The sequence below is a fragment of the Anaeromyxobacter terrae genome (assembly GCF_022690685.1).
Lineage (GTDB): Bacteria > Myxococcota > Myxococcia > Myxococcales > Anaeromyxobacteraceae > Anaeromyxobacter > Anaeromyxobacter terrae.
Map to the genome: position 1 here is coordinate 95,708 of NZ_JALCYY010000003.1, position 25,721 is coordinate 121,428.

Genomic DNA, 25,721 nt, shown 5'->3' on the forward strand with positions numbered 1-25,721 from the left:
CTTCGCTCCCACCCCGGTTTCGGCTACCCCGGCCGTCACCCCACGGTCGTGCGACGCCCAACGGCCGCACCTGCGCCCGTCCCCTGCGCCTCCTGCATCGACAGGGGCCGGGGAGCATGGTTTCCTCCGGCCATGTTCCAGGTGAGGCAAGACTCGCCGTACCCGGCCCTCCTCGCGGCCTGGAGCGCGCCGGGCGCGCCCGATCCGCAGCTGCTCGACTCGACCCGGGAAGCCCTCGCCTCGGTCCGCCCCGACGACCTCTCGTCCGTCCGCCCGCTCGCCGAGCGCCTGGTCGCCCGCCTCGCGGAGCCCGCCGCGGGAAGGGGCGCGCGCCGCTCGCTCCACGCGCTCCTCGACGGTGTGCGGCGGCGCTTCTTCACCGGCTCGCTCGCCCCGGACGCGATCGCGCCCTGGCTCGACGTCGTCCTGCCCGTGCTCACCGCGATCGACTACACCGTCGGCGAGCTCCTCCGCTCCCGCGAGGAGACCGATCCCAAGACGGTCGCCTTCCGGGTGCTCGGCGACGACCCGGCCGAGCTGACCGTCGCCGAGGTGGCGCGCCGCACGCGGGCGATCGCGCGCGGGATCCTCGCGCTCGTGGACGACGAGCCGGGCGCGAAGGTCGCGATCCTCTCCGAGAACTCGCTCCAGGCCGCGCTCTGCGACCTCGCCTGCCTCACGAACGGCATCGTCGATCTGCCGCTACCCGCGAACGCCGTCGCCGAGCAGATCGTCTACATGCTGAAGCACTCGGGCGCGCGCGTGCTGCTCGCGTCCGACGAGGAGCAGCTGGCGAAGGTCCTGCCCTCCCTGCCGGCCCTCCCCGAGCTCCGGGAGATCGTGGTCTTCTCCCGGACCGCCGCCGAGCGGAACGGGCTGCTCACGCTCGAGCAGATGGTCGGTCAGGGCGCCGAGTTCGACGACGGCGAGCGCGCCGCCCGCGCCGCCCGCGTGCGCGCCCGCGACGTGGCGACGGTGATGTACACCTCCGGCACCACCGGGAAGCCGAAGGGCATCCTCTTCACCCACGAGAACCTCGTCTCGAAGCGCTTCTGCCGGGCGTTCGCGCTGCGGGAGGTGAACGAGGGCGACGTCTTCCTCTGCTACCTGCCGCTCTACCACACGTTCGGGCGCTGGCTCGAGATGACGGGCACGCTGTTCTGGGGCGCGACCTACGTGTTCGCGCGCTCGACGGCGCAGGCGACGCTGCTCGAGGATTTTCGCAGGGTGAAGCCCACGGTCTTCATCTCGGTGCCGAAGAAGTGGATGGAGCTGCAGGAGGCGGCCGTCTGGGAGGCGGCGTCGGACGATCCCGACGACATCGCCGCCCACCTGCGCGGCATCACCGGGGGCCGGCTGCGCTATGGGCTCTCGGCGGCGGGCTACCTCGACCCCGGCGTATTCCGCGCCTTCCACCGCGCCGGCACGGAGCTCTGCTCCGGCTACGGCATGACCGAGGCGACGGGCGGGATCACCATGACCCCGCCCGGCGAGTACACGGACGACTCGATCGGTTTGCCGCTGCCGGGCATCGAGTGCCTCCGCGCCGACGACGGCGAGCTCCTCGTCCGCGGCCCGTACGTCTCGCCCGGCTACTACGATCCGGGTCCCGAGGATCACGGCGCCGACGCGGAGGGCTGGTTCCACACCGGCGACCTCGTCTCGATCGACGCCGCCGGCCACTTCCGGATCACCGGCCGCAAGAAGGAGATCTACAAGAACCGCCAGGGCCAGACGATCGCGCCGCAGCGGGTGGAGAACCTCTTCCGCGACTTCGAGGCGGTCGCCCAGGCGTTCCTGGTCGGCGATCACCGCGAGTACAACACGCTCCTCGTCTGGCCGAACCACGCCTCGACGGCGGTGCAGGACCGCTCGCCGGAGGAGCTGCGCGAGCTCCTGTCGTCGCTCGTCGCGAGCGCGAACCGCTTCCTCGCGCCGTTCGAGCGCGTCGTGACGTTCCAGCTCCTGCCGCGCGCGCTCGACCTCGAGCACGGCGAGCTCACCCACAAGCACACGTTCAAGCGCGAGGTCGTCGAGAAGAACTGGAAGGAGCTCATCGAGAAGATGTACGAGCAGAAGCACCTCGCGCTCGCGCTCGACGGCAGCTTCCTGCGCATCCCGAACTGGGTCCTCCGCGAGATCGGCGTCCTCCAGCACGAGGTCTCCCTCGACGGCGATCTCTTGCGCGCGCGCGACCGCACGCTCAGGGTCGGGCTCGCGCCCGACGCGCCCGGCGCCATGTTGATCGGCGACCTCGCCTACGCGACCGAGGGCACCGTCATCGACCTCGGCGCGCTCCTCGCCCGCCCCACGCTCTGGCTCGGCAACGAGGCGCTCCGGCGCTTCCTGGGCGACGAGGCCTTCGTCTCGCTCGTCTCCCGGCGCCGCAAGGGCGCCTCCGACCTCCGCCTCGACTCCCGGGTCTGGCCGGCGCCCGAGCCGGAGCGGCTCCGGCCGATGCTCGACGTGGTCGACCGCGCCGAGGTGAGCTTCTGGTCGATCCACGTCGCCGGCGAGCTGCTCCGCGCGGAGCGCCCCGAGGCCCGCCGCGCCATCAGCCACCTGCACATCGGCCTCGCCGTCTCGGAGAGCGAGCACGCCGGGCTCTGCCGCGCGCTCCTCCGGCGCGCCGCCGACGCGCCGGACGAGGACGTCCGCCGGCGGGCGTTCCGGGTGCTGCTCCCGAACGAGGAGCCCGCCGAGACGCTCCACACGCTCCGCCTGTTCCTCGACCGCATGGGCGCGCTCGCGCTCCGCGACGAGGACCTCGCCGACCTCGGCGAGCGCGGCCTCACCGACGCCCAGGTCCAGGCGCTCCTCTCGCACCTCTCCTCCGACAAGGTGCGGTTCGAGCTCGCGGATCCCTCCGACCGCCGGCAGCTCGTCGGGACGATGCGACTCCTCACCGCGACCGCGATCGCCCACCCGCAGTACTTCGCCCGGGTGCGCATCCCGCTCGCGCGCCTCACCCTCCACGAGGACGCCGAGATCTCCGCCCGCGCCGGAGAGGAGCTCGATCGCCTGCGCCGCGGGTTCTCGAACTGGGTGGGCCCGAACCTCCGGCTCGCCATCGATCCGCAGACCGGCTCCGAGTACGGGTGGAAGGACGTGCTCGTCTTCGACGAGAGCGTCCCGCAGGAGGGGCGCACCCACCTCCTCCAGGCGCTCGCGGACGCGACCATCGTCCGCGCCTCGGTGTTCGTCCTCGGCAAGGGCGTGCTCATCTCGCTCGCGGACATCCCGCCCGGCGGCGCGGCCGTGTCGCTCCTCGGCCGCCAGCACGGAAAGAGCGTCTACCGGCTCTCCATCCACACCCGCGCGAAGGAGATCTTCGACGTCGCCATCAACGTCGCCGAGGACATGAACTTCTACGAGCTGAAGCAGGAGGTCTCGTGGCTGCTCGCCGCGGGCGCCCCGCCGCCGCTCGTCGAGCAGTTCGCCGGGTACTTCGCGGAGTGGGGCATCTTCACGGAGGAGTTCATCCCGGGCGCCGACGTGGAGCGGCAGGCGGCGCGGCTCCTGCGCCAGGGCGAGGCGGCGCGCCTCAAGCTGCTCTGGCCATTCCTCGTCTGGACGGCCCTCGAGCTGCATGTCCGGTTCTGGGGGCGGACCGGCCGGCGGCTCGCGCTCCGCGAGCCCTCCCCCGCCGCGTTCATCGTGCCCTCGCACGACTACCAGACCGGCGCGCGGCTCGTGTCCATCTCCGATCGCTCGGCGTGCCGGACCTTCGACGAGCTCGTGGAGCGCTTCGAGCGGTCCTTCATCCAGCGCGTCGAGGCGCAGCGGCCGGACCTTCAGGGAGAGATCGACGATCGGGTCGTGCTCTCCGCGGTGATCGAGGCGCTCGGCTACGAGCGCGGGGTCGCGCTCCTCGAGGACGCGGCGCAGAGCTCACGGCGCGCCGTCGCCATCGAGACCTTCCTCGAGCGGCTCCGCGGGAACGGCTTCACGCCGCAGCGCGTCTGGTTCGCGTCGCGCCGGTACCGGCGCTGGCTCGCCGCGACGCCGGGCGCCACGGTCGAGGCGAAGGGCAAGATGCTCGGCGAGCTGTGGGGCACCTACCGCCTCTCCGAGGTCGAGGCGTCCTGGCCCGACACGCGGCTCCGCTTCTTCCGCAAGACGGTCTTCGAGGACGCCCGGCCGGAGCTCTGCGCGGCGCTCGATCGCCTGATGCACCGCGCGCGCGCGCTCCCTTCCGGCGGCCTCGACCTCGAGGAGCAGGTGGCCGCGGTGCGCTCCGCGGTGCGGCCGACCGCCGAGGAGGATTACTTCCTGGCACGGATGACCTATCGCTACCTCGCTCCCACCGACGACGTGGCGCTCATCTCGATGCCGTCGGGCGGCCACTACGTCACCGAGGTCGTGGTCGCGCTCGCAGACGAGGAGGGCAACCGCTTCGCGGTCCGCGGCCCCATCTCGCCGCGCGAGGTGGCTCGCCTCCTCCACATGTTCCACGAGGCGAACCTGCAGGTGACCTTCACGACCGAGCACGAGTTCCTCGTGGCGCTCGACGCGAAGGACACGCCCATCGCCGGCCTCTTCTACCGGCAGGTGAGCCCGGACCGCATCCACATGGAGAAGATCGTCGTCGCGCGGCGGCACCGCGGCAAGGGCGTGTCGGACGGGCTCATGCGCGAGTTCGTGCGGCGGCTCCGAGCGCGCGGCGTGAGGCGCCTCGAGACCGGCTACTTCCAGCCGGAGTACCTCCGCCGCTACGGCTTCCGCACCGACCCGACCTCCGGCGGGCTCGTCTGCGACCTCGACCACGACGGGATCCGCTTCTAGGGCGACAGCCATGTCCAAGACCACCTGGAAGCTCATCGACACGACCCTCCGCGAGGGCGAGCAGTTCGCGAAGGCGGCGTTCCGCTCCGAGGACAAGCTCGAGATCGCGCGCGCGCTCGACACCTTCGGCGTGGAGTACATCGAGGTCACCACCCCCGCGGCCTCGCCCCAGTCGCAGCGCGACCTCGCGCAGATCGTGAAGCTCGGCCTCGCCGCCAAGATCATCACCCACACGCGCTGCATCCTCGACGACGTGATGGCGGCGATGGACACCGGCGTCCGCGGAGTCGGCCTGTTCTTCGCGACGAGCCGCATCCTCCGCGAGGCGTCCCACGCGAAGTCGCTCCAGCAGATCGTCGACGCGATGGGACCGCCCATCGAGGCGGCGCTCTCCGCGGGGCTCGAGGTGCGCTTCTCCGCCGAGGACGCCTTCCGCTCCGAGGTCTCGGACCTCCTCGCGGTGTACCGCGCGGCCGAGAAGCTCGGCGTCCACCGCGTCGGCATCGCGGACACGGTGGGGATCGCGACGCCGCGCCAGGTCTACGCGCTCGTGCGCGAGGTCCGCAGCACCGTGAAGTGCGACATCGGCTACCACGGCCACAACGACACCGGCTGCGCGATCGCGAACGCCTACGAGGCGATCTCCGCGGGGGCGACGCACGTCGACGTGTCCGTGCTCGGCATCGGCGAGCGGAACGGGATCACGCCGCTCGGCGGGCTCATCGCCCGCATGTTCTCGCTCGAGCCGCAGGTGGTCGCCGAGCGCTACCGGGTCGGCCAGCTCCGCGAGCTCGAGCGGCTCGTCGCGCGCGTCACCGGGATCGAGATCCCCTTCAACAACTTCGTCACCGGCGAGACGGCCTACTCCCACAAGGCGGGCATGCACCTCAAGGCGATGATGACGAACCCCGGCGCCTACGAGATCATCCCGCCGGAGGCGTTCGGTCTCACGCGCCGCTTCATCCTGGGGAGCCGCCTCACCGGCCGCCACGCCATCGCCTACCGCGCCCGCGAGATGGGCATCACCTTCGGAGAGTCGGAGCTGAAGGCGATCACGCGGCGGATCAAGGAGCTCGCCGACGCGGGTGAGCTCTCCGAGGCCCAGATCGACGAGGTCCTCCGCGACTGGGTGACGGCGTGATGCCCGCCGGCCACGCGTGATACAAGGCGGCCGCTCATCCCGAGCGTAGCGCCCCGCCCCGGGGCGAGCAGCCGAGGGACCCGTGCTCACGAGCCGCCTCCTCATCCTCGCCGCCGCGGTCCTCTGGTCCACGGCCGGCGCCGCCATCAAGACGAGCGGCCTCGACGGCTGGCAGCTCTCCGGGGGCCGCTCGCTCGTCGCCGGCCTCTTCCTCCTCGCCGCCGTTCGCGAGGCGCGGCGTCGCCCCACCCTCCGCATCCTCCTCGTCTCCGTCGCCTACGCCTTCACGGTGGTGCTGTTCGTCGTCGCGACGAAGCTCACCACCGCGGCGAACGCGATCTTCATCCAGGACGCGGCCCCGCTCTTCGTGCTGCTGCTGTCGCCGCTCCTCCTGCGCGAGATCCCCACCCGCGGCGAGCTCCTCGCCGTGCCGGTCTACGCGCTCGGGCTCGGGATGTTCTTCCTCGACGAGCTCTCCGGCGGGCAGGTGGCGGGGAACCTCATCGCCGTCGGCTCGGGGGTCGCGTTCGCCTTCTCGATCGTGGGGCTCCGGCTCCTGCGCGACGAGGGTCCCGCAGCGCTCGTGTACGGGAACGTCCTCGCGGCGCTCGTCGCGCTCCCGGTCGGCCTCGGCGGCCCCGCCCCGACCGCGCTCGACCTCGCGCTCGTCCTCTACCTCGGCATCTTCCAGCTCGGCCTCGCCTACCTCTGCTTCTCGCGCGGCCTCTTGCACACGCCCGCCGTCGAGGCGTCGCTGCTCATGCTGCTCGAGCCGGTGCTGAACCCGATCTGGACCTTCCTCGCCGCCGGCGAGCGCCCGGGTCCGTGGGCGATCGCGGGCGGCGCCGTGGTGCTCGCCGCGACCGCCTGGCGGACCGTCGCGCCTGTGATCGCCGCGCGCGCGGCGGCGTGGGGATCGAGGGGTAGCGGGTGACTACCCCCGCGCCCGCTCCCGCTGCGGCGCCCCGAGGAAGAACTCCTGGAGCTCCTCCCTGCGCGCCAGGGTGTCGACGTAGCCGAGGTCCATGACGCGCTTCAGGTAGATGGGCTCGAAGGCGAGGTACGAGAGCAGGTCCTCGCCGGCGTGGCCCGTCGCGCCGATGCCCTTCAGCAGGTACCGCAGCATCGCCGGGAAACGCTCGTACTCGTCGGCCGCGAGCTTCCCGAGATCCTGCGAGGGACGGAGGACGAGGGCGGGCACCATCCTGAGGTCCACGTCCTGGTGGTTCAGCTTGTCGCGCGGGATGAGCGCGAGCGTCTTGTTGATGCGCTGGAGCCGCTCGAGATCCGAGTCGAGCGAGTCGAGGAACACCGCGTTGAGCAGGACGCCGGCGATCTCGGAGAGCGGGAGCTGCTGGTCCTTCTCCTTCGCCTGGCGCTTCAGCGTCTCCCCGGGCGGGCGGAGGTAACGCACGCTGATGGCGAGGATCCGTTCGGCGCCGAGATGGATGGCCGGGCTCATCGGGTGGTTCATCCGCACGCAGCCGTCCCCGTAGTACGTACCGTCCACGCGGATGGGCGGGAAGAACACCGGGATCGCGGCGGAGGCCATCACGTGATCCAGGGTGAGGCGGGCGCGGACCCCGATTCGCGTCGAGCGGATCCACGGCGCGATCTCGGCCGCGCCCTCGAAGAAGGTGACGCCGCCGCCGGTGTGGTAGTTCGTCGCGGAGACCGCGACGGCGTACAGCCGCCCGGCGCGGAGGTGACGTCGCATCCGGCCCACCGGCACCTCGCTCTCGAGCAGCCGTCGGAGCGGAGCGGGGTCGAGCAGGTAGTTGATGCCGGACTTGCCGATGAGGCCGCCCGCCGAGAGATCGCGCAGCCAGCGGCTGCCGATGCTCGCGAGCCGGAGCGTACCCGTCCGGTAGACGCGGTCGGGCGTGAGGGACTCCCAGGTCGCGCGCAGGCGCTGGGTCGCGCGGCTGAAGTCCTCGGCGCCAGTCGAGATGACCAGCGAATTGATCGCCCCGGCGCTGATCCCCGCGATGATGTCGAACGGGAGCGGACCCGGCCCGAGAACGTCGGACAGGGCGCGAAGCGCCCCGACCTGATACGCGGCGCGGGCGCCTCCGCCCGTCAGCACGAGGCCCGTGTGGCCCACGGTCCAAAGGTAGCGCCGCCTACGCAGCGCGGCATCCTGACTGCCCGGAATGTCGCACCACGTCGGCCCGCTGCGGCGTCCCGAACCGCGGACCCCGGCACCTCAGCGGAGGGCCTTCAGCGCCGCCTTCACGTCCGGGACGGCGAGGTAGAGGTTCATGCTCCGGGCGCTGCCGGCGGTCCCGACGTAGGCGTACTGCACGTTGATTCCCGCCGCGCCCAGCCGGTCCGCCACCGTCCCGACCGAGCCGGGTCGGTCCGGAACGGTGACCTCGACCACCTCGTCCTCGGTGCTCTCCCAGCCGTGCGCGGTGAGGATCTTCCTCGCGGCCGCCGGACGGTCGACCACGAGCCGGACGAAGCCGCGGCCGTCCATGGCGGCCGCCATGAACGCCCGGATCGTGACGCCCTTCTCCCCGAGCGCGTCGGCGAGCTTGCCGAGGGTTCCGGGCCGATCCTCCACCCACGCCGAGATCTGCTTCGCCCTGGGCATGCGCGCCTCCTCGGCCGCGGCGAGATCCGCGGTCCGTGAACGAAGCTCATAACCCGGCGCGTCCGAACGTCCAGCGTCCAGGCGTACAGCCCCCGTCCGCCCGCTCGCTTCTGCGAGCGCCCCTGTCACTCCGCCCGGGCGAGCCGCTCCGCGAACGGGAACAGGCCGAAGGCGCCACCGGTGTGCAGGAACACGACGCGCGATGACGGAAGCCCGCCCGGCTCGGAGGCGCGACGGGCGACGCCGAGCAGCGCCTTGCCGGTGTAGACCGGGTCGAAGAGGACGCCGTCCGCCCGCGCGGCGTGGCGGATCAGCGAGAGCGCCTCGTCGGTCGTCTGCGCGTACCCGGGCCCGATGAAGCCGTCGTCCACGGAGATCTCCGCGGGCGGGACCTCCGGGAGCTCCGGCCAGCGGCGCCGGGCGTCGGCGCAGAGGCCGGCGATCGCCGCGCGGAAATAGGCGGCGTCGTTGCAGACCGCGAACCCGACCGGCCGCGCCTCGCGCCAGCCCGCGACCCGAACGCCGAGCTCGAGCCCCGCGCCGGTTCCGCCGGACCCGGCCGCGTAGGCGATCGTCAAGGGCCCCGTGCGCCAGGCCTCCGGGAGCTGCGCGCGGAGCTCGGCCACCGCGGCCACGTAGCCGAGGCTCCCGAGCGCGCTCGAGCCGCCCTCGGGGATGACGTAGGGCCGCCGGCCCGCGCGGCGCCGCTCCGCCGCGACCGCCTCCATCACCTCCGCCCGCCGCCGGTACTCGTCGTGCGACACCCAGCGGATCTCCGCCCCGGCGAGCCGGTCGAGGAGCGCGTTCGCCTCGAGCGCCGGCGGCCGCGACGGGTCGGGGACGCGGAGGAGCACCAGCGCGGCGAGGCCGCGCTTCGCCGCCGCGAACGCCGTCGCCCGGCAGTGGTTCGACTGGACGCCTCCGCAGGTGATGAGCGTGTCGGCCCGGGCCGCCTCGGCCTCGGCGAGGAGGAACTCGAGCTTCCGGGCCTTGTTGCCGGAGAGCTCGAGGCCGGTGAGGTCGTCGCGCTTGTAGAGGAGCTCGAGGCCGAGCTCCGCGCCCAGGCGCGGAGAGCGCTCGAGCGGCGTCGGCAGGCGCGCCAGCGCCACGCGCGGAGCGAGGTGCACGGTGGGTGGTGTCGGCGGGGTCATGCGGCGAGCCTAGCACCGCCCCGCGGTGCCCTGCCGGCGGACGCCCGCGTCCATCGGGCCCGCCCGGTCGCCTGGGCCGCGAGCGGCTCGTCACGGTGCGTGCGAGCGAGCGATCCCGCGCCCGCCCCTGGACGGGCCGACCCGCCCTCGACCTTGCCGCCTCGGCGCAAAGCCGTTCCACCCGCGCGCACCGCGTTGCCGCGCGAGCGCGCCGGTCCGCGACCTTGCGCGTGGCCCGCGGCTCGCAACTCGCACGAGCGGCACTCGTGCGCTCTCCGCCCAGCCGGGCGCGAGCGCGGGGAGAACGGATGACGAGACGTGGGGTGATGGGGCTCGGCGCGCTCCTGGGCGTCCTGCTCGTGGCGTGCGGCGGCTCGGGATCGAGCGGCAAGACGCCGGCGGGCGGGACCGGCGGAGACAACGGGGGCGGCGGGGGCGGCGGGACTCCACCCTCGACTCCGCCTCCGACCACGCCGCCGCCGGAGCAGCCGCCGGGGTTCCAGTTCGGCACGAAGGGTCCCTGGCCGGTCGAGAACGCGGTCTACGGCGCGAAGGACGGGATCGAGGAGTCGCCCGTCGTCGCCATGACCACCGACGAGGCGCAGAACCGCTGGGTCGCGACGCCGCGCGCGCTCTACCTGCTCCGGCCGGGCGAGACGACCTTCCGGCGCTTCGACGAGGTGGACGGTCTCCACCTCGGCGCGATCACCGGGCGGACCCCCGGCGCGGTCGGCTGGGCCAAGTACTGCGACAAGGCGCCGATCCCCGACGACAGACCCTGCAACGGCGATCTGGTGTGGGGCGGCGCCGGACCCGAGGGGATCAAGGCGATCGTCGGCGGCGGCAAGAACGAGGTGTTCATCGGGTACGACGGCGACCAGACCCGCGGCGCGGACGGCGAGCCGATCCCCTGTCTCGACGCGGACGATCCGGTCGGCTGGAAGGGCTTCGACTACTGCGACCCGCTCCGCCACAGCGGGAAGGTGGACTGGGTGCGCGTCCAGGAGGACGGCACGCTGCAGGTGGTGAGGTTCGACCTCCTGTCGAACCGCTACGGCGCGAAGTACTGGCACGACCGGACGATCAGCCGGCTCGCCTACGACCACTTCGTCCACCCGGGCACGCTCTACACCGGCGCGAACCACGGCGTGTCGATCCTCTTCCCGGCGAAGTACCGGGAGCCCGCGCCGGGCGAGTGGTTCGACCTCGCGTACTCCGAGTACATGGGCGATCACCAGCACGCGCGCGTCTGCTACCACGAGGTCTGCGGTCCGGACGGCGAGAGCGCGAGCATGCGCGTCGGCGAGTGGCTCGGCCTCGCGATCGACGCCGAAGGGCGGCTCTGGCACGCGGGGAAGTGGACGGCGGGCCGGATCACCTGGGTCGACGACGCGTACGAGTGGCACCATCGCTACGGCGCCGCCTTCGACGCCGCGTTCGGCGATCCGTGGATGGACGGCGCCCGGACGAGCCCGCCGGTGTTCGACGTGACGGAGTCGGGCGACCCCGTGTACCTGACGGCCGTGTCGGCGTGCCCGGACGGCCGGGTCTGGTTCGCGAGCCGTGGGCCCACCACCGGGAACGCCGCGGCCCGCAAGGACGCGGTCGCGGTGTGGGACGGGAGGCGGTTCGCCTACTACACCGCGTCCCAGGTCGGCCTGGCCGAGGCCGGGGTCCGCGATCTCGCGTGCCTGCCCGACGGGCGGCTCGCGATCGCGGGCTACACGACGGGGCTCGCGATCTATGACCCCGCCACCGCGAGCGCGAAGCCCATCCGCGCCTCGTCCGGGCTCATCCCCAGCGATCGCGTGAGCGCGCTCGAGCTCGATCGCATGGTCGACCCGCCCGCGCTCCACGTGGCGACCGCGTCGGGCGCCGCGGTGCTCCGGGCGCTGCCGTAGCCGCTCCGGCCGGTGCGTACGGGCGCCGCCCACCCGCACGCACCGGTCGCCGAGTGGCCCACCCCCGGCCATCCGGGGTAGAACGGCGCGAACGTTCTCGAGCGGAGGCTCGTCCGTGCGCCTTTCCATGCGGCTCAAGATCGCGGGGCTGGTCGGCGTGGCGACCGGGGTCACCGCGATCCTCGACACCGTCGTCTTCCATCTTCTGTACGAGAACGCGCCCACGTCCGACCTCGCGCGCGGGCTCGCCGTGGCGATCGTGATCTCCGTCGTCGCCGCGGGGGTCGCCTACCAGGTCGCGCTCCGCCTGACCCGGCCCCTCGAGCGGCTGCGCGACACGGCCGCGGCGATCGCGGCCGGCGACCTCGGCCGCCAGATCGACATGGACGCGACCGCCGAGACGGCGGACCTCGCGGCCAGCTTCGGCGCGATGATCGAGGGGCTGCAGGCCACCATCGCCGAGCTGCGCGAGGCGGCGTTCACCCTGGACGGCCGCTCGAGCGACATCCTCGGCTCCGTCACCCGGCAGGCGGCGATGGCCGCGCAGCAGGCGGCCGCGATCAACGAGACCTCGACGACCGCCTCCGAGATCGCCCAGACCTCGAAGCAGGCGACGCAGCACGCCGACTCGGTCATCGAGATGACGCGCCGCTCCGACGACCTCTCCCAGGAGGGGCTCCAGACCGTCGAGGAGGCGGTGAAGGCGAGCGCGAGCCTCGGCGAGCAGGTCAACAAGATCGCCTCCAGCATGAGCGGGCTCAGCGAGCGCACGCTCCAGGTCGGAGAGATCATCTCCTCGGTGAAGGACCTCGCCGAGCAGTCGAACCTGCTCGCGCTGAACGCGTCCATCGAGGCGTCGAAGGCGGGCGAGCACGGGCGCGGGTTCGCGGTCGTCGCCATGGAGATGCGCAACCTCGCCGAGCAGTCGCGCCAGGCCGCCGTGCAGATCCGCGCGATCCTCCAGGAGATCCAGCGGAGCGCCCGAGACGCGGCGGCGGCGACCGACGAGGGGGCGAAGCGCGCCACCGCGGCCATGGGGCTCGCGCGGAGCGCGGGCGAGGCGATCGAGGGACTCGCGATGGTGATCCGCGAGTCCGCCGTCGCGGCCCGGCAGATCGCCAACAACACGCGGCAGCAGACCATCGGGGTGGATCAGATGGTCGCCGCGATCTCCGAGCTCTCCCAGGCGATCAACGAGAGCGCCGAGGGCACGCGCGCGATCGAGCAGGGCACCGCAGCGCTGACGGAGATCTCGAAGCAGCTCGCCTCGGCCGTGCAGCGTTACCGGGTCTAGGCGGCTCTCGAGCCGGGGCGGCCGCTCACCGCTCTCCCCGGCGCCGCGCGCCCGCGCGCCGCGCCGCCTCCGCCAGCACCTCGTACGGCTGGCACCCCACGACGCGCGTCACGGGCCGAGCGCCCGGCGCCGCGACGAAGTCGAACGTCGGCACGCCGGTCACGCCCGCCTCTCGGGCCGCGCGCCGCGCCGCGTCCACGCACGCGAGCGCGCCCGCCTCGTCCGCCGCCGCGAGCGCGGCCGCCGGGTCGAGCCCCACCGCGCGCGCGACGTGCACGAGATCCTCGTCGCGGTCGAGATCACGCCCCTCGCGCCAGTACGCGTCGAACGCGGCGGCGCGGAAGACCTCGAGCTTCCCGGCCTCGCGCGCGTACTGCGCGGCGGCGAGCGCCCGGCGGGTGCTCGGGAGCCGGTCCGGCGCGCGCAGGTCGCGGAGGCCGAAGCCCGCCGCGAAGCTCTTCACGTACCCCAGCATCGCGCCGGCGTCCGACAGGTAGGACGCGAGCGGAAGGCCGCCGCGCGGCGTCCCCGGGTGCAGCTCGTAGCCGACCCAGTCCACCTCGATGTCGTACTCCGCCTGCAGCCTGACCAGGCTGCTCCGCTCCGCGACGAAGCAGAACGGTCAGACGAAGTCGGAGAAGAGCCGCACGATCGCGCCCATGGGTGGGGCGTGTAACGGGGGCGGCCGCTCCGCTCCACTCCCGGCGCGGGTACGGCCAGCGCGGCGCGCGGTCCCGCGCCGTGGTAGATCCGGCAACCCGTGCCACGCCCTCTCCAGCGCTGTCCGCGCTGTCCGCGCTGCCGCTTTCCGCCCGAGTTCTGCCTCTGCCCCGCCGTCCCGAGGCTCGCGGCGCCGTTCCGGCTCGTCGTCGTCCGCCACGCGAGCGAGCGCGAGCGGATGTCCAACACGGCGCGCTGGGCGGCCCTCGCCCTCGAGGGGGCGGAGATCCTGGAGCACGCGCTCCCCGGCGTCCCGCTCGACGAGACGCTGCTCCGCGCGCCGGGCGCGGTGGCGCTCTTCCCCTCCCCGCGCCCGGAGGACGGGGTGGCGCCGGCCACGCCGCCGCCGATCGTGGTCGTTCCGGACGGGACCTGGACGCAGGCTCGCCGGATGATGCAGCGCCTCCCCGCGCTGCAGCGGCTCCCGCGCCTGTCGCTCCCGGGCCCGCCTGCCGGGCTGCGCCTCCGGCGGCCGCCGTGGCCCGACGGCATGTCCACCCTCGAGGCGATCGCCGGCGCGCTGGCCGCCTTCGGCGCGGGCGAGGCGTCGGAGCGGCTCCTCACCCTGCACGACGCCGGCGTCGAGCGCGTCCTGCGGCTCAAGGGGATGTGGGACGCCGACTCCGCCGCCGCGGGGGGCCCCCGCCCCGGGCCCCCCCGCGGCAAAAGGAGAGCCGCAGCCCATACCCCACCACCCCGGCCCGAAGGACGCCGCGACCGGCGCGCGCCGGGGCGCGTTCACGACGCCTCACGGCCGGGTCGAGACCCCGGCGTTCATGTCCGTCGGCACGCGCGCGAGCGTGACCGGAATGACTCCCGAGGAGCTCCACGCGCTCGGCGCCGAGATCATCCTCGGGAACACCTACCACCTGCTGCTCCGCCCCGGACCCGAGCTCGTCCGCGACATGGGCGGGCTCCATCGCTTCATGCGGTGGCCCGGCCCGATCCTCACCGACTCGGGCGGGTTCCAGATCTTCTCGCTCTCGCACGACCGCGTCATCTCCGAGGAGGGCGCCCGCTTCCGCAGCTACGTGGACTGCAGCACGCAGCTCCTCTCGCCGGAGCGCTCGATCGAGGTCCAGACCGCGCTCGGCTCGGACGTGATGATGGTGCTCGACGTGTGCCTCCCATCCACCGCCGAGCCCGCCGCGATCCGCGAGGCGATGGGCCGGACCCACCGCTGGGCCCTGCGCAGCCTCGCCGCGCGGACGAACCCGGAGCAGGCGCTCTTCGCGATCGTGCAGGGCGGGCTCGTCCCGGAGCTGCGCGCCGAGTCGGCGCGCTTCCTCACCCAGCACCCCTTCGACGGGTTCGCGATCGGCGGCCTCGCGGTCGGCGACACGCGCGCCGAGCGCTTCGACGTCGTGGGCCGAACCGCCGAGCTCCTCCCGGACGAGCGCCCGCGCTACCTCATGGGCGTCGGCACCCCGCCGGACATCCTCGAGGCCATCGGGCACGGCGTCGACATGTTCGACTGCGTGCTCCCGACCACGATGGCCTGGCAGGGCACGGCGTTCACCTCCACCGGCCGCGTGCGCCTCACCCGCGGCGAGCACCGCGCGAGCCAGGCGCCGCTCGACGCCGCGTGTGGCTGCGCGACGTGCCGGACCCACACGCGCGGCTACCTGCACCACCTCGTGAAGTGCAGGGAGCCGCTCGGCCCGCGGCTCCTCTCCGTCCACAACCTGCACCACTACCTCGAGCTCATGCGCGAGGCGCGCGCCGCCATCGAGGCGGGCACGTACGCGGCGTTCGCGAAGGCGAAGCTCGACGCGATCGACCGGCACGAGCACGACGCCTCGCGGCGGCCGCCGGGCAGGAAGCAGACCTCGGCCCCCCCGACCCCGACCCCGACCCCGACCCTGACCTCGACCTCGACCCCGACCCCGACCCCGACCGTGCCCGACGCCCCGCGCTTCGAGATCGTCACCACCTCCCTCGGCGCCGCCGCGGTCCGCGACGGCCGCGCGGGCGAGGTCATGCACCCCGTCATCGGTCCGGACGTCGAGTCCGAGCGGCTCTACGTGGCCCAGTCCCGGCTCCGCGAACGGCTCAGCGCTCCCGGCCCCCGGCTCCTGCTGCTCGACGTGGGCCTCGGCGCCGCCTCCAACGCGCTCGCCGCGCTGCGCGCCGCCGAGGCGCTCCCGGCCCCTGGCCGCGGCCTCGAGATCGTCAGCTTCGAGCAGGAGCTCGGCGCGCTCGCGCTCGCGACCTCCGAGGACGGCGCCGCGCGGCTCGGCCTCGATCCCGCCTCGCTCTCCGCCGCCCGGGCGCTCCTCGCACGGGGCCGCCACGAGTCGCCGCGCGTCCTCTGGCGGCTCATCCCCGGCAACCTGCTCGAGACCCTCCCGCGCGAGGACGTCCGCGCCGACGTCGTCTTCTGGGATCCCTTCTCGCCGAAGGCGAACCCGTCGCTCTGGACCTGGGCGGCCTTCGCCGCCGCCCGCGCCCGCTGCGGCGACGCGGCCACGCTCTACACGTACAGCACCGCCACCGCGACCCGCTCCGCGCTCCTGCTCGCCGGATTCCACGTCGGCCAGGGCGACCCCAGCGGCCCGAAGGAGCAGACCACCGCGGCGGCGACCGACCCCGCGCTCCTCGCGCGCCCGCTCGACGCGCGCTGGCTCGCGCGGCTCGAGCGCTCCAGCGCGCCGTTCCCCGATGACGCCCCGCCGGATGCGCTCGAGCGGATCCGGGCACACCCGCAGTTCAGGTGAAGCGACCCTCCGACCCCGTCCCCGACCCGGCCTCGATGTCCCCACCCCTCCCGCCCTACACCCCCGCGCGCGGGCTCCGCGGTGGCCACGCGATGACGATCTTCGCGAGCCTCGCCCGCGTGTACCCGCGCCCGCGGGCGCGCCGCGAGCGGTGGGAGCTCCCGGACGGCGACTTCGTCGACGTCGATCGCTACGCCGCGAGCGGCGTCGGCGCCGCGCACCGCCCCGTGCTCGTCGTCTGCCACGGCCTCGAGGGCTCCTCGCGCGCCCCGTACGTCCGCGGCCTCGTCGCGGCCGGGCTCGCCCGCGGGCTCGACGCGCTCGCGCTCAACTTCCGCGGCTGCTCGGGGGAGCCGAACCGGCTGCCGCGCTTCTACCACTCGGGCGACACGGGGGACCTGCACGAGGTCGTGACCCGGCTCGCCGCCGAGCGGCCCGGCCGGCCCATCGTCCTCGCCGGCTTCTCGCTGGGAGGGAACGTCGTCGTGAAGTACGTCGGCGAGCGCGGGGAGTCCCTCGCCCCCGAGGTCCGCGCCGCCGCCGGCATCTCGGTCCCCTTCGACCTCCTCCGCTCGGCGCGCGCGCTCGACGCTCCCGGCTTCTGGAACCGCGTCTACCGCGAGCGCTTCCTGCGGCGCCTGCGCGAGAAGGCGCTCGCGAAGGCGCGCCGGTTCCCGGGAGCATTCGACGTCGCCCGCGTGCGGGCCGCGGCGAGCTTCGCCGAGTACGACGCGGCGCTCACCGCGCCGCTCCACGGGTTCGCCTCCGCGGAGGACTACTGGTGGCGCTGCTCGTCGGCGCGGTTCCTGCCGGGCGTCCGCCGGCCCCTGCTCGCCATCGCGGCGATCGACGATCCCATCGTGCCGGGCGACACGCTCCCCGTCGAGGAGGCGCGCGCGAACCCGCTCGTCACCCTCGAGGCCACCCAGGCCGGGGGACACGTGGCCTTCGTCTCGGGCTGGCCGTTCTGGCCCGACTTCTGGGCGGAGCGGCGCGCGATCGAGTTCCTCGACGCCGCGCTCCGCGAGTGAGTCTCGCCGCCTACTCGCCCTCGGTCTCGGTCCCGCCCCTGCCGCCGCCCTCCAGGCGGAGGCCGACGCGCTCCCAGACCGCACCTGCCGCGGCGCCTAGGCCGCTCCGGACGCGCTGGAAGGCGAGGTGCACGGCGAAGCTTCCGAGGAGCACCGCGGTGGCGACGAGGAGCGCGTGCCCGAGCCCGAGGTGCGGGCCGATCCGCCCCGTGAGCCCGGTGAAGGTCGACCAGCCGTAGACCACCGGCACGTGGATCGCGTAGACGCCGAGCGAGGCGCGGCCGATCGGCGCGACGCGAGCCGCCCACGCCGCGGGCACGGTGGAGAGGGCGGCGAGCACGAGCAGCACGGCGCCGCAGCGGAACGTGAAGAGGAGCGGGTGCCCCATGGGCATCTCGCCCACGCCCGTCCCGATCGTGCCCGCGACGAGCACGGCCCCCACGAGCGCCATCCCGGCGGCGCTGCGGCCGCCGCCCGTGCCGGCGAGGAGCCCGACGAGCGCGCCCACGAAGAAGTACGCCGCCCACGGGAACAGCGGGAACGGCGAGGTCCCGCCCGTCGCCTGCTCGACCACGAGCGCCGCGATCGACCGCGACAGCTGCGGGATCCCCGGCACGATCGGCGCCGGGGCGAGCATGCCGAGCGCGACGCACAGGAGCGCGAGCGCGCCGATGGCCCACGTGTGCTCGCGGCGGGACCACGGCAGCGCGAGGACGAGCGAGGCGGCGAGGAGCGCGACGGCGATGGTGTGCAGCGCGTCGAACGACAGGAAGTGCGCCCACACCTCGACGTCGCCGGCGGCGAGCCGCTCCACCCCCCAGCCCGGCCAGCGGAGCGCGTAGCCGATGCCGAGCAGGAGGAGGACGCGGCCGATCCGGCCGCGCGGGATCGCGAGGCCCCGGGCGCGCCCGCGCGAGATCGCGACCGTGACGGCCCAGCCCGAGACCATGAGGAACAGGGGCGCCGTGAAGCCGCGCGCCTTCCAGTACAGCTCCACGCCCGGGGTCGCGCGCACCGCGGTCGCGAGCAGCGCGTCGAGGGTGTGGCCGAACACCATCGCCAGCACGCCGAGGGCGCGCGCCGCGTCGAGCGCCGCGATCCGGCCGCGCGGGGGAGGCGCTCCCGCCCCGGGGACTGCGTGGAGCGGTGGCGCGACAGCGGAAGGGCGGCGCGGCTCTGTCGTCTGATGGGTCGCTTGCAACGGTGCAACTCGCGGAAGCGGGCGAGCGCCCGGTCGGTCGGCTCCGGGCGCGAGCGGCCGAACCTATAACACGGCCCTGCCCTCCGCGCTCCCGTCCGGGCCGCTCCGCTCGGAGCGGCCCGGACGGTCGGCTCCCTGCCTACTTGAGCCCGTCCTTCACGTACTTCGCGACCGCCTGGATCTCGGCGTCCGTCATCTTGCCCTTGAACGCCGTCATCTTGCCCTTGCCGTTCTCGATCACCTTGGCGATGTCGGCCTCGCTCGCCTTCAGCGTGGTGAGATCCTTCGCGCCGAGCTTCTGGGCCATCGGCGTGTTGCCCTTGCCGTCCTTCCCGTGGCAGGCGGCGCAGCGCTTGGCGAAGATCTCCGCGGGGGCAGCGCCCTCCGCGCGAGCGATGGCGGCGGCGGCGAGGACGACGAGGGCGACGGCGATGCGCTTCATGGTGCTCCTCCCTTGTGCGTGGTTCACTGCGCCGGAATCCCGGCGCTGCTCGGGCCCGGCGCGGCCACCCGCTCCGGCGCCCGGAAGGTTCCGACGAGGATGGGCACCGCGATCTTCACGAGCGCCGTGAAGACGAGGAAGCCCACCCCGAACACGCCCGCCGCGATGGCCCACTCCGTCGCGGTCGGCGTGTACTCGTAGATCTCGCCCAGCGTGTCCGGCGTGAACCCCGGGATGATGAGGCCCATCCCCTTCTCGATGTAGACGCCCGCCCAGATGAGCAGGCAGCCGAGGTTCAGGGTGACGTAGTTCCTCCGGGTGCGCGGGATGAGGAAGAGCACGAACGCGGCGACGCTGCACGTGAGCGAGAGCCACGCGTACGGCACGAGCGCCCGGTGGCCGTCGAGGCCACCCCAGAAGTACTGCGTGTACCTGAGGTGCTCGGTCGCCGAGTAGTACTCCTTGAACAGCTCGGCGCCGAGGAGGAACAGGTTGAGGAACATCGCGTAGCTCATGAGCTCCGCGATCTTCCAGATCGCCTCGTCCTTGATCGGGAACCGGTTCGTGCGGCGCAGGATCTGGAAGAGGATGATCATCACCGCGGGTCCGGAGCAGAACGCGGACGCGATGAAGCGGGGCGCGAGGATGGAGGCGTTCCAGTACGGTCGCGCGGCCATGCCGTTGTAGAGGAACGCGGTCACGGTGTGCGTCGAGATCGACACCGGGATCGAGAGCAGCACGAGCGGCAGGAAGATCCGCCGGTCGTAGTGCTCGCCGCGGTACGTCTTGAAGAGCAGGTAGAGGACGAGCGCGGCGTTCAGGAGCAGGTAGGTGTTCAGGACGAGCGCGTCCCAGGCGAGGAGCGAGCGTGGCCAGTTGGGCGTGCCGAGGAGCGGCATGATGTGGAGGAACCGGTCCGGGCGGCCCATGTCCACGAGGATGAACAGGAGGCACATCGTGAGCGCGCTGATGGCGAGCAGCTCGCCCAGCACCACCACCTCCTTGATCGGCTTCCACTGGTAGACGTAGGCGGGGATGACGAGCAGCACCGCCGCCGCCGCGACGCCCACGAGGAAGGTGAAGTTGCCGATGTAGAACGCCCACGAGACCTGATCGCGCATGTTCGTCGCGATGAGGCCGGTGCGCACCTGGTGGACATAGGCGATCCCGCCGATCGCCACGAGCGCGAGGAGCGCCGCGACCCACGCCTTGTACGCGCGCCCGCCGGAGACCACGAGGCGCGCGCTGCCCTTCACGAACTCCACCGCTCCGCTCATCGCCCGCCTCGCTAGGTCGCGTAGAAGTAGTAGAACTGCGGGTGCGTCGCGAGCTCCTCCTTGAAGACGAACACCCGCTTCGTCTCCATCACCCGGCGGATCTCGCTCTCCGGGTCGAGGAGGTTGCCGAACTTGCGCGCACCCACCGGGCAGACCTCGACGCACGCCGGGTAGCGCCCCTCGCGCGTGCGCTGGATGCAGAAGGTGCACTTCTCGACGACGCCCTTCGGGCGGGGCCGGTTGCCGAGGTAGTGCTGGTGCGGGTTGAGCTCCTCGGCCGGCAACGTCGGCGTCGCCCAGTTGAAGTGGCGCGCGCCGTAGGGGCAGGCCGACATGCAGCAGCGGCAGCCGATGCACCAGTCGTAGTCGATGACGACGATGCCGTCCTTCTCCTTCCACGTCGCCTGCGTCGGGCAGGCCTTCACGCAGGGCGGGTTCCGGCACTGCTGGCACTGGACGGGCATGTAGAACTTGCCCGGCCGCGGCACGGCGTCCGCCTCGTAGTAGTGGTTCGCGTGGGCGAGATCGACGCCGTGCTCCTTGTCCATCTCGAGCACGCGGATCCACTGGATCTGCGGGCTCTGCCGCGACTGGTTGTTCTCCGCCACGCACGCGTACACGCACCGCCGGCAGCCGACGCAGCGCGAGAGATCGAGGCCGTAGCCGAACTCGACGCCCGGCCTGGGGCCAGTCGCGGACACCGTGGTCTTCTTGCCGAAGCGCTCGAGGTTCTTCCGCTCGACCTTGGCGAGCACGCGGCGGAGCTCGTCGGGTGAGAGCTCCTTGAAGTGGCTGCGGAGGAAGTCCTCCATCTCCACGCCGCAGGAGGACAGCGCCGCGACCGCGGCGCCGGCGGCGGCCGTCCGCATGAAGGCGCGGCGCGACGGGTCCATGGGCTCGTCCGCCACGACGGGCAGGCTCTTCCGCTCGGACATGGCTACCTCCCGCCCGCGGCGGTCGTGGGGGCCGTCGCCTTGGCCGGGGCCGTGCGACGCATCTCGTCGGGGCGGAGCGGCCGCGGCTCGGGGCGGAGCATCTCGAGCGTCGGCGCGGTGGTCCTCTTCCCGTCCACCTCGATCTCCTTCACGCCCTTGAACCCCGGGGTGTGCGGGTTGTGACAATTCACGCACAGGAAATAGGTCTTCTCGCCGTCCCACTGGCCGACGCGCTTGCCATGCACGCCCGCGCGCCAGTCGCGGTACTTGTCCCCGTGACACTGGCCGCACAGCCGGTACGACTCGGTGAACGGCACCGTCTCGCCGCTCGCGAGCTTCAGCACGTCGCGGTTCTCCGCGTCGTGGCAGTCGAGGCACCAGCGCGCGTTGGAGTCGTGGTCGAACACCTTCTGGATGTCCTCGTGGAACGTGAGCTCGCGCCGGGTGCGATCACCCGGATCGACGTGGCACCCGCTGCACGGGAAGATTCCCTCCGAGAAGGGGGGCGGCTCCGCCTGGATCAGCGGGGGCGCGACCTTTCGCACCGCCGACGACTCTTCGAGCGCCTTCGCGCCGTGCGCAGGATCGAGTTTGGGCGGGCTCTTCACCGTCTCCGCAGGAGTCGCGTCCGGCTTCGTGCCCGCGGCGCGCGCGGCCTGGGGCGACGCGAGAGCGGCGGCGACCGCGAGGATCGTCAGGGCATGGATGATGTCGAGGCGCATGAAGTCTCCCACTCTCGGGGGAAGCTACTCCGCGCCTTGATCTGTCGTTTGATCCTGGTCAATTCGACGCTCGCTCGCTTGGGGCGTGAGCGCCGAGTGAGGCCGCGTCTACGCACCCTTAGGCGGCATCCGGAGCGCCCGCTCCTCCTGCCGCCGCCATTGACCGTGCGCCGCCCCGGAGGCCGCGAGCCGCCCGAGGAGCGCCTGCGTCGCTGCGTCGAGCCTGCCCGGCGGCTCGCGGGCCCAGGGCGTCCCGGGGAGCGGCATGAACGCGTGCGCGTGGACCCGCGCGCCCGCCGCCGCGAGGCGGCCCATCGCCGCCCGCGTGGCCCTGCGGTCGTCCTCCATCTCCCCTGGCAGGCCGAAGATGAAGTCCACGGAGGGTGTTAGGCCTGCCTCGAGCGCGAAGCGCGCCGCACGCGTCACGCTCTCCGCGTCGTGGCCGCGCTGCATCGACGCGAGCAGCCGATCGGAGCCCGACTGTCCGCCGATGACGACCGTCCGGTTGTCGCAGTAGCGCCGCAGGAGCGCGAGCGCCTCCGGCGACACGTGCTCCGGCCGGAGCTCCGACGGGAAGGAGCCGACGAAGAGCCGCCGCCCGGGCCCCAGCGCCTCGCGCAGCGTCGCGAGCAGCGCCTCGATGGCGGCGAGGTCGCAGCCTCCGTCCGGCGAGCCCCAGGAGAGCGCGGACGGCGTCAGCACGCGCAGGTCCCGCGTGTCGACCTTCGCCAGGGCGCGGGCCCAGCGCGCGAGGGTGTCGAGCGAGCGGTGGCGGAAGCGGGCGCGGAACAGGAACGGAGTGTGGCAGAAGCGGCACGCCCAGACGCACCCGCGCGTGATCTCGAGCGGGCCGATCCGGCCGGCCCGCACCGCGAACGGCGGCAGCGCGTCCAGGTCGACCGGCGGCCCCCGCCCGCTCGTCCGCATGCCGCCGCCGTCGAGCCATGCGAGCCCGGGACCCGCGCGCGGATCGTCGCCCACCGCGACGCGCGCGAGCAGCGCCGGCAGGGTCTCCTCCCCTTCCCCGATCGCGACGAGGTCGAAGCCGGCCGCGAGCGTGCCGGCCGGATCCGCGCTGGCGTGCGGGCCGCCCGCGACGTGCAGCACGCGCGCATCCGGCACCGTGTCGCGCACGCGCGCCAGCTCGGCGGCCACCTCGTCGAAGCTCGCCGTGTAGAAGGACCACGCGACGACCGGCCGCCTCCCCGCCGCGAGCGCCGCCCGCGCGGCGTCGGCGACCGCCTCGGGAGAGGGGGCGAACACGACCGGCACCTCTGCGGTGGCGGGGTGCGCCTCGACCGCGCCGAGGAGCACGTTGAGCGCGTGGCGGGCGGTCCTGCGGTAGTGGAGGACGAGGGTCGTCACCGCGGCGACAGCGTGCCTCCGGGGCGCGGCGGGCGGCAAGGGCGGGCGAGCGGGCTTGGTGGACGGCCGGAGTCGGGGTCGGCCTGTCCGGGTCGAGGTCCGGGTCGAGGTCGGGGTCGAGGTCGGGGTCGTTCTGGCCGACATCGCCGCGGCTGACGTCACCTTGGCGCGCCGCCTGGACGGGACCTCACGTCCTCGGCGGGCCACGATGGACGGGGACAAGGTACGGGGGGCGGTGCCGGGGGGCTGCACGTGGGCGACGTCGCCTAGGCCGACCGCGTTGCATTGCGGTCCGTGGGTCGGGGCGGTGCCTACCGCGTCCAGTGGCCCGCCTGCGGGCGCGAGGTCCCGCCACGTGGGGCGGCGCGCTGCGGGCGGGGTCGGTGATGGGCTCGCTGCAATCGTCGTCGAAGTCGTCGGCCTCGCAGCCACGTAGGGCGGCGCGTCGCGGGGCGGGTTCAATTAGTGACTCGTCGACTTCGTCGCGTTCGCGCGCCGTAGGCTACACTCCTCGTGTCACCCGCCATGCAACCTTCAGCGTTCACTGTGTCCCAGCGTGCCCCACGCCACGGCCTCGCGTTTCGCCTCTTCGCCTTCGTCGCTGCGTTCCTCGCCGCGACCCTGCTCGCTCGCGCGGTGCGGTATTTCCTCACCGGCCGCGCGCGCCTGCCGCCCGGTCCAGAGTCGAGCGCGGAGCCCTACTTCCTCCTGTATCGCCTGACTGGCGTGGGGGCGGTGCTCGTCGCGACGTGGCTCGTGCTGCGCCTGCTCGACGGACGGAGGCTCCGCGACCTCGGGCTCGGCAGCGGCGTCCGCGAGGCGGCGCGAGACGGAGCGAGGGGCGCAGCGCTCGTCACCGCGATCTTCCTCGCCGGATTCACCGCACTCACCGTGACGGGCGCGGCGCGCGTGACGGGCGCGACGCCGGACTGGCGCGCGCTCGCGCTGCAGGCGGTCCCGGCAACGCTCCTCGTCGGCCTGTACGAGGAGCTCCTGTTCCGCGGGTATCTCTTCCAGGCCCTGGCGGAGCGGCTCCGTCCCTGGCCCGCGATCGTGCTCGTCTCCGCCGCGTTCGGTGCGATCCACTACCCCAACCCCGGGGTCACCGCGCTCGGCGCGGCCGCGACGGTGCTCTACGGAGTGCTCCTCGGCGCCCTGCTCGTCAGGACGCGTAGCCTCTGGACCTGCATCGGCTTCCACTTTGCCGGAAACCTCGTCCAGGCCGCGCTGCTCGGCTCGCGCGCGAGCGGGATGAGCTACGGCACGAGCCTCCTCGCGGTCGAATACCGGCCGACGCTCTTTGCCGGCGCGCCGAGCGGCCTCGAGGCCGCGGTGCCGACCCTGCTCGTAGCCCTCCTCGCGCTCGCGTGGGTGGTGCGGGCCGAGGTCTGGCGCGCTCGTGGCGGAGCACGCGTCCTCTTCGACGGCCCGGAGCAGTGAGCCGGCGGCGCCGGAGAGCGCGAAGCGCTCGCGCCCCTTCGCAGGCGAGGCACGCGACCGGCGTCGCGGTTACGAGCCCCGCCATGGCGACCCGCTCTCTCGACGTGATTCGGCCGCGCCGCCCCGAGGCCTGGAACCCGGCCGACGGTCCCCCCATCTCCCCGCTGCAGCGGCCGCCGCGCCGGCCGGTCGTGGCGTCCGACGGGAGCACCTCGCGCGGGTCCGGCGCACTGTGGGCTCCGAGCCAGGGCCCCTGCCGCCCAGAGACCGGCGGCGCGGGCGGCGAGCCCAGCGGGCGCAACATCCCGATCCGGAAGGATTGCTGGGACTAGGGCGATCGAGCGAGGCGCGACCGCCCCTACAGCCACTCGCAGCGGAACTCGCAGCAGTCCGCCTTCCTCGCCCGGCAGCGCGTCTCGACCACGCTGACGCTCTTCCCACCGCAGATCTCGATCGCGTGCTGGAGCCACCCGATCGTCGTGAGGCAGTCCTCGGCGGCGAGCTCCTCGTCGCCGAGCGTGCGGACCAGCGCCGCGCGCTCTCCCTTCGGCTCGTGCGCCCGGTGCCCGGAGGAGTGCTGCGACGCGTACATTCGAGGCACGTCCGCGAGGAACCGCTGCGGGTCTCCCTCGCGCACGAACGCGCGCTGGACTCCCGTGGGCCCCAGGTTCGTCGCGGCGCTGAACCGGCCCATGTCCAGGAAGAGTCGCGTCCGGTCACCGCTCGCGAGGATCGCCGCCGCGGTCATCTCCAGGCGAAGGAGCAGGTCCGCCGGATACCAGCCGCTCTGGAGGACGATCCCCCGGAGCGACTCCTGATCGGCCTTCGACAGGTGGCGTACCACGCGCCCCGACTTCTCCGGTCCCTGGGCCTCCAGGTACTTCAGGCGCGCGAGCAGCAGCGTCCCCTTCACCTTCCCTGCGATGCGCGTACCCGGAGTCGAGGCGCTGGAGCTGTCGGACATGGTGGGCCTCCGCGCGGCAAACGACCGCAGCCGGTCACT

General features: G+C 73.4%; 18 protein-coding genes and 2 pseudogenes. 9 read left to right on the top strand and 11 right to left on the bottom strand.

The features are described from left to right. Positions 1–132 precede the first annotated feature (132 nt). The 3 genes from MNY62_RS02145 (at position 133) to MNY62_RS02155 (ending at position 6,860) form a co-directional block, all read left to right on the top strand. Positions 133–4,785, top strand: coding sequence for an AMP-dependent synthetase/ligase (locus MNY62_RS02145; protein ID WP_242342445.1), 4,653 nt, complete (start codon positions 133–135; stop codon positions 4,783–4,785). Between the two features lie 10 nt (positions 4,786–4,795). After that, positions 4,796–5,926 (top strand): homocitrate synthase, encoded by a 1,131-nt coding sequence (gene lysS, locus MNY62_RS02150; RefSeq protein WP_242342446.1) that lies wholly within the window; start codon positions 4,796–4,798, stop codon positions 5,924–5,926. Between the two features lie 82 nt (positions 5,927–6,008). Then, entirely contained in the window at positions 6,009–6,860 is an 852-nt protein-coding gene (locus MNY62_RS02155; RefSeq protein ID WP_242342447.1) for a DMT family transporter, read from the top strand. On the opposite strand, the gene MNY62_RS02160 is transcribed toward MNY62_RS02155, so the two are convergent. From MNY62_RS02160 to MNY62_RS02170, 3 genes are all read right to left on the bottom strand, one after another. Beyond that, entirely contained in the window at positions 6,861–8,030 is a 1,170-nt protein-coding gene (locus tag MNY62_RS02160) for a patatin-like phospholipase family protein (RefSeq protein ID WP_242342448.1), read from the bottom strand. A 102-nt stretch (positions 8,031–8,132) separates the two neighbouring features. Further along, the gene (locus tag MNY62_RS02165) at positions 8,133–8,522 is read right to left on the bottom strand and encodes an ACT domain-containing protein (RefSeq protein WP_242342449.1); all 390 of its coding nucleotides are present in this window, start codon (positions 8,520–8,522) and stop codon (positions 8,133–8,135) included. Positions 8,523–8,647: 125 nt separating this feature from the next. After that, complete coding sequence (locus MNY62_RS02170) at positions 8,648–9,673, bottom strand: pyridoxal-phosphate dependent enzyme (protein WP_242342450.1); 1,026 nt, start codon at positions 9,671–9,673, stop codon at positions 8,648–8,650. A gap of 308 nt (positions 9,674–9,981) precedes the next feature. Here MNY62_RS02170 and MNY62_RS02175 point away from each other — a divergent pair, with 308 nt between their 5' ends. Both MNY62_RS02175 and MNY62_RS02180 read left to right on the top strand, forming a co-directional pair. Beyond that, positions 9,982–11,574 carry a WD40 repeat domain-containing protein gene (locus tag MNY62_RS02175; RefSeq protein ID WP_242342451.1) on the top strand — a complete coding sequence of 531 codons (1,593 nt, stop codon included), beginning with the start codon at positions 9,982–9,984 and terminating at the stop codon, positions 11,572–11,574. A 115-nt stretch (positions 11,575–11,689) separates the two neighbouring features. Continuing rightward, positions 11,690–12,868 (top strand): methyl-accepting chemotaxis protein, encoded by a 1,179-nt coding sequence (locus MNY62_RS02180; RefSeq protein WP_242342452.1) that lies wholly within the window; start codon positions 11,690–11,692, stop codon positions 12,866–12,868. A gap of 25 nt (positions 12,869–12,893) precedes the next feature. Here the strand turns inward: MNY62_RS02180 and MNY62_RS02185 are convergent. Further along, a pseudogene (locus tag MNY62_RS02185) lies at positions 12,894–13,478 on the bottom strand (DsbA family oxidoreductase); the annotation flags it as partial. A 150-nt stretch (positions 13,479–13,628) separates the two neighbouring features. Here MNY62_RS02185 and MNY62_RS02190 point away from each other — a divergent pair. The 3 genes and pseudogenes from MNY62_RS02190 to MNY62_RS02200 form a co-directional block, all read left to right on the top strand. Then, a pseudogene (locus tag MNY62_RS02190) lies at positions 13,629–14,168 on the top strand (DTW domain-containing protein); the annotation flags it as partial. A 103-nt stretch (positions 14,169–14,271) separates the two neighbouring features. Then, on the top strand, positions 14,272–16,305 hold the full coding sequence (tgt, locus tag MNY62_RS02195; protein WP_279426192.1) for a tRNA guanosine(34) transglycosylase Tgt: 2,034 nt from the start codon (positions 14,272–14,274) through the stop codon (positions 16,303–16,305). Between the two features lie 35 nt (positions 16,306–16,340). Continuing rightward, the gene (locus MNY62_RS02200; protein WP_242342455.1) at positions 16,341–17,336 is read left to right on the top strand and encodes a YheT family hydrolase; all 996 of its coding nucleotides are present in this window, start codon (positions 16,341–16,343) and stop codon (positions 17,334–17,336) included. A gap of 10 nt (positions 17,337–17,346) precedes the next feature. Here the strand turns inward: MNY62_RS02200 and MNY62_RS02205 are convergent, their stop codons facing one another. The 6 genes from MNY62_RS02205 to MNY62_RS02230 all read right to left on the bottom strand — a co-directional run bounded on the left by MNY62_RS02205 (position 17,347) and on the right by MNY62_RS02230 (position 23,278). Continuing rightward, on the bottom strand, positions 17,347–18,537 hold the full coding sequence (locus MNY62_RS02205) for an acyltransferase family protein (RefSeq protein ID WP_242342456.1): 1,191 nt from the start codon (positions 18,535–18,537) through the stop codon (positions 17,347–17,349). 139 nt (positions 18,538–18,676) lie between these two features. Continuing rightward, on the bottom strand, positions 18,677–18,979 hold the full coding sequence (locus MNY62_RS02210; RefSeq protein WP_242342457.1) for a c-type cytochrome: 303 nt from the start codon (positions 18,977–18,979) through the stop codon (positions 18,677–18,679). Between the two features lie 23 nt (positions 18,980–19,002). Next, on the bottom strand, positions 19,003–20,256 hold the full coding sequence (gene dsrP, locus MNY62_RS02215) for a sulfate reduction electron transfer complex DsrMKJOP subunit DsrP (protein WP_242342458.1): 1,254 nt from the start codon (positions 20,254–20,256) through the stop codon (positions 19,003–19,005). 11 nt (positions 20,257–20,267) lie between these two features. Beyond that, a complete protein-coding gene (locus MNY62_RS02220; RefSeq protein WP_242342459.1) occupies positions 20,268–21,191 on the bottom strand; it encodes a 4Fe-4S dicluster domain-containing protein in 924 nt (307 codons plus the stop codon). Between the two features lie 2 nt (positions 21,192–21,193). After that, positions 21,194–21,913, bottom strand: a complete 720-nt coding sequence (locus MNY62_RS02225; protein ID WP_242342460.1) for a hypothetical protein — start codon at positions 21,911–21,913, stop codon at positions 21,194–21,196. 108 nt (positions 21,914–22,021) lie between these two features. Then, entirely contained in the window at positions 22,022–23,278 is a 1,257-nt protein-coding gene (locus MNY62_RS02230) for a TIGR04013 family B12-binding domain/radical SAM domain-containing protein (RefSeq protein WP_242342461.1), read from the bottom strand. A gap of 546 nt (positions 23,279–23,824) precedes the next feature. Between MNY62_RS02230 and MNY62_RS02235 the strand changes: the two genes are divergently transcribed. Continuing rightward, positions 23,825–24,718 (top strand): CPBP family intramembrane glutamic endopeptidase, encoded by an 894-nt coding sequence (locus MNY62_RS02235; protein ID WP_242342462.1) that lies wholly within the window; start codon positions 23,825–23,827, stop codon positions 24,716–24,718. A 358-nt stretch (positions 24,719–25,076) separates the two neighbouring features. Here the strand turns inward: MNY62_RS02235 and MNY62_RS02240 are convergent, their stop codons facing one another. Further along, positions 25,077–25,682, bottom strand: coding sequence for a DUF2378 family protein (locus MNY62_RS02240; protein WP_242342463.1), 606 nt, complete (start codon positions 25,680–25,682; stop codon positions 25,077–25,079). Between the last annotated feature and the right edge of the window lie 39 nt (positions 25,683–25,721).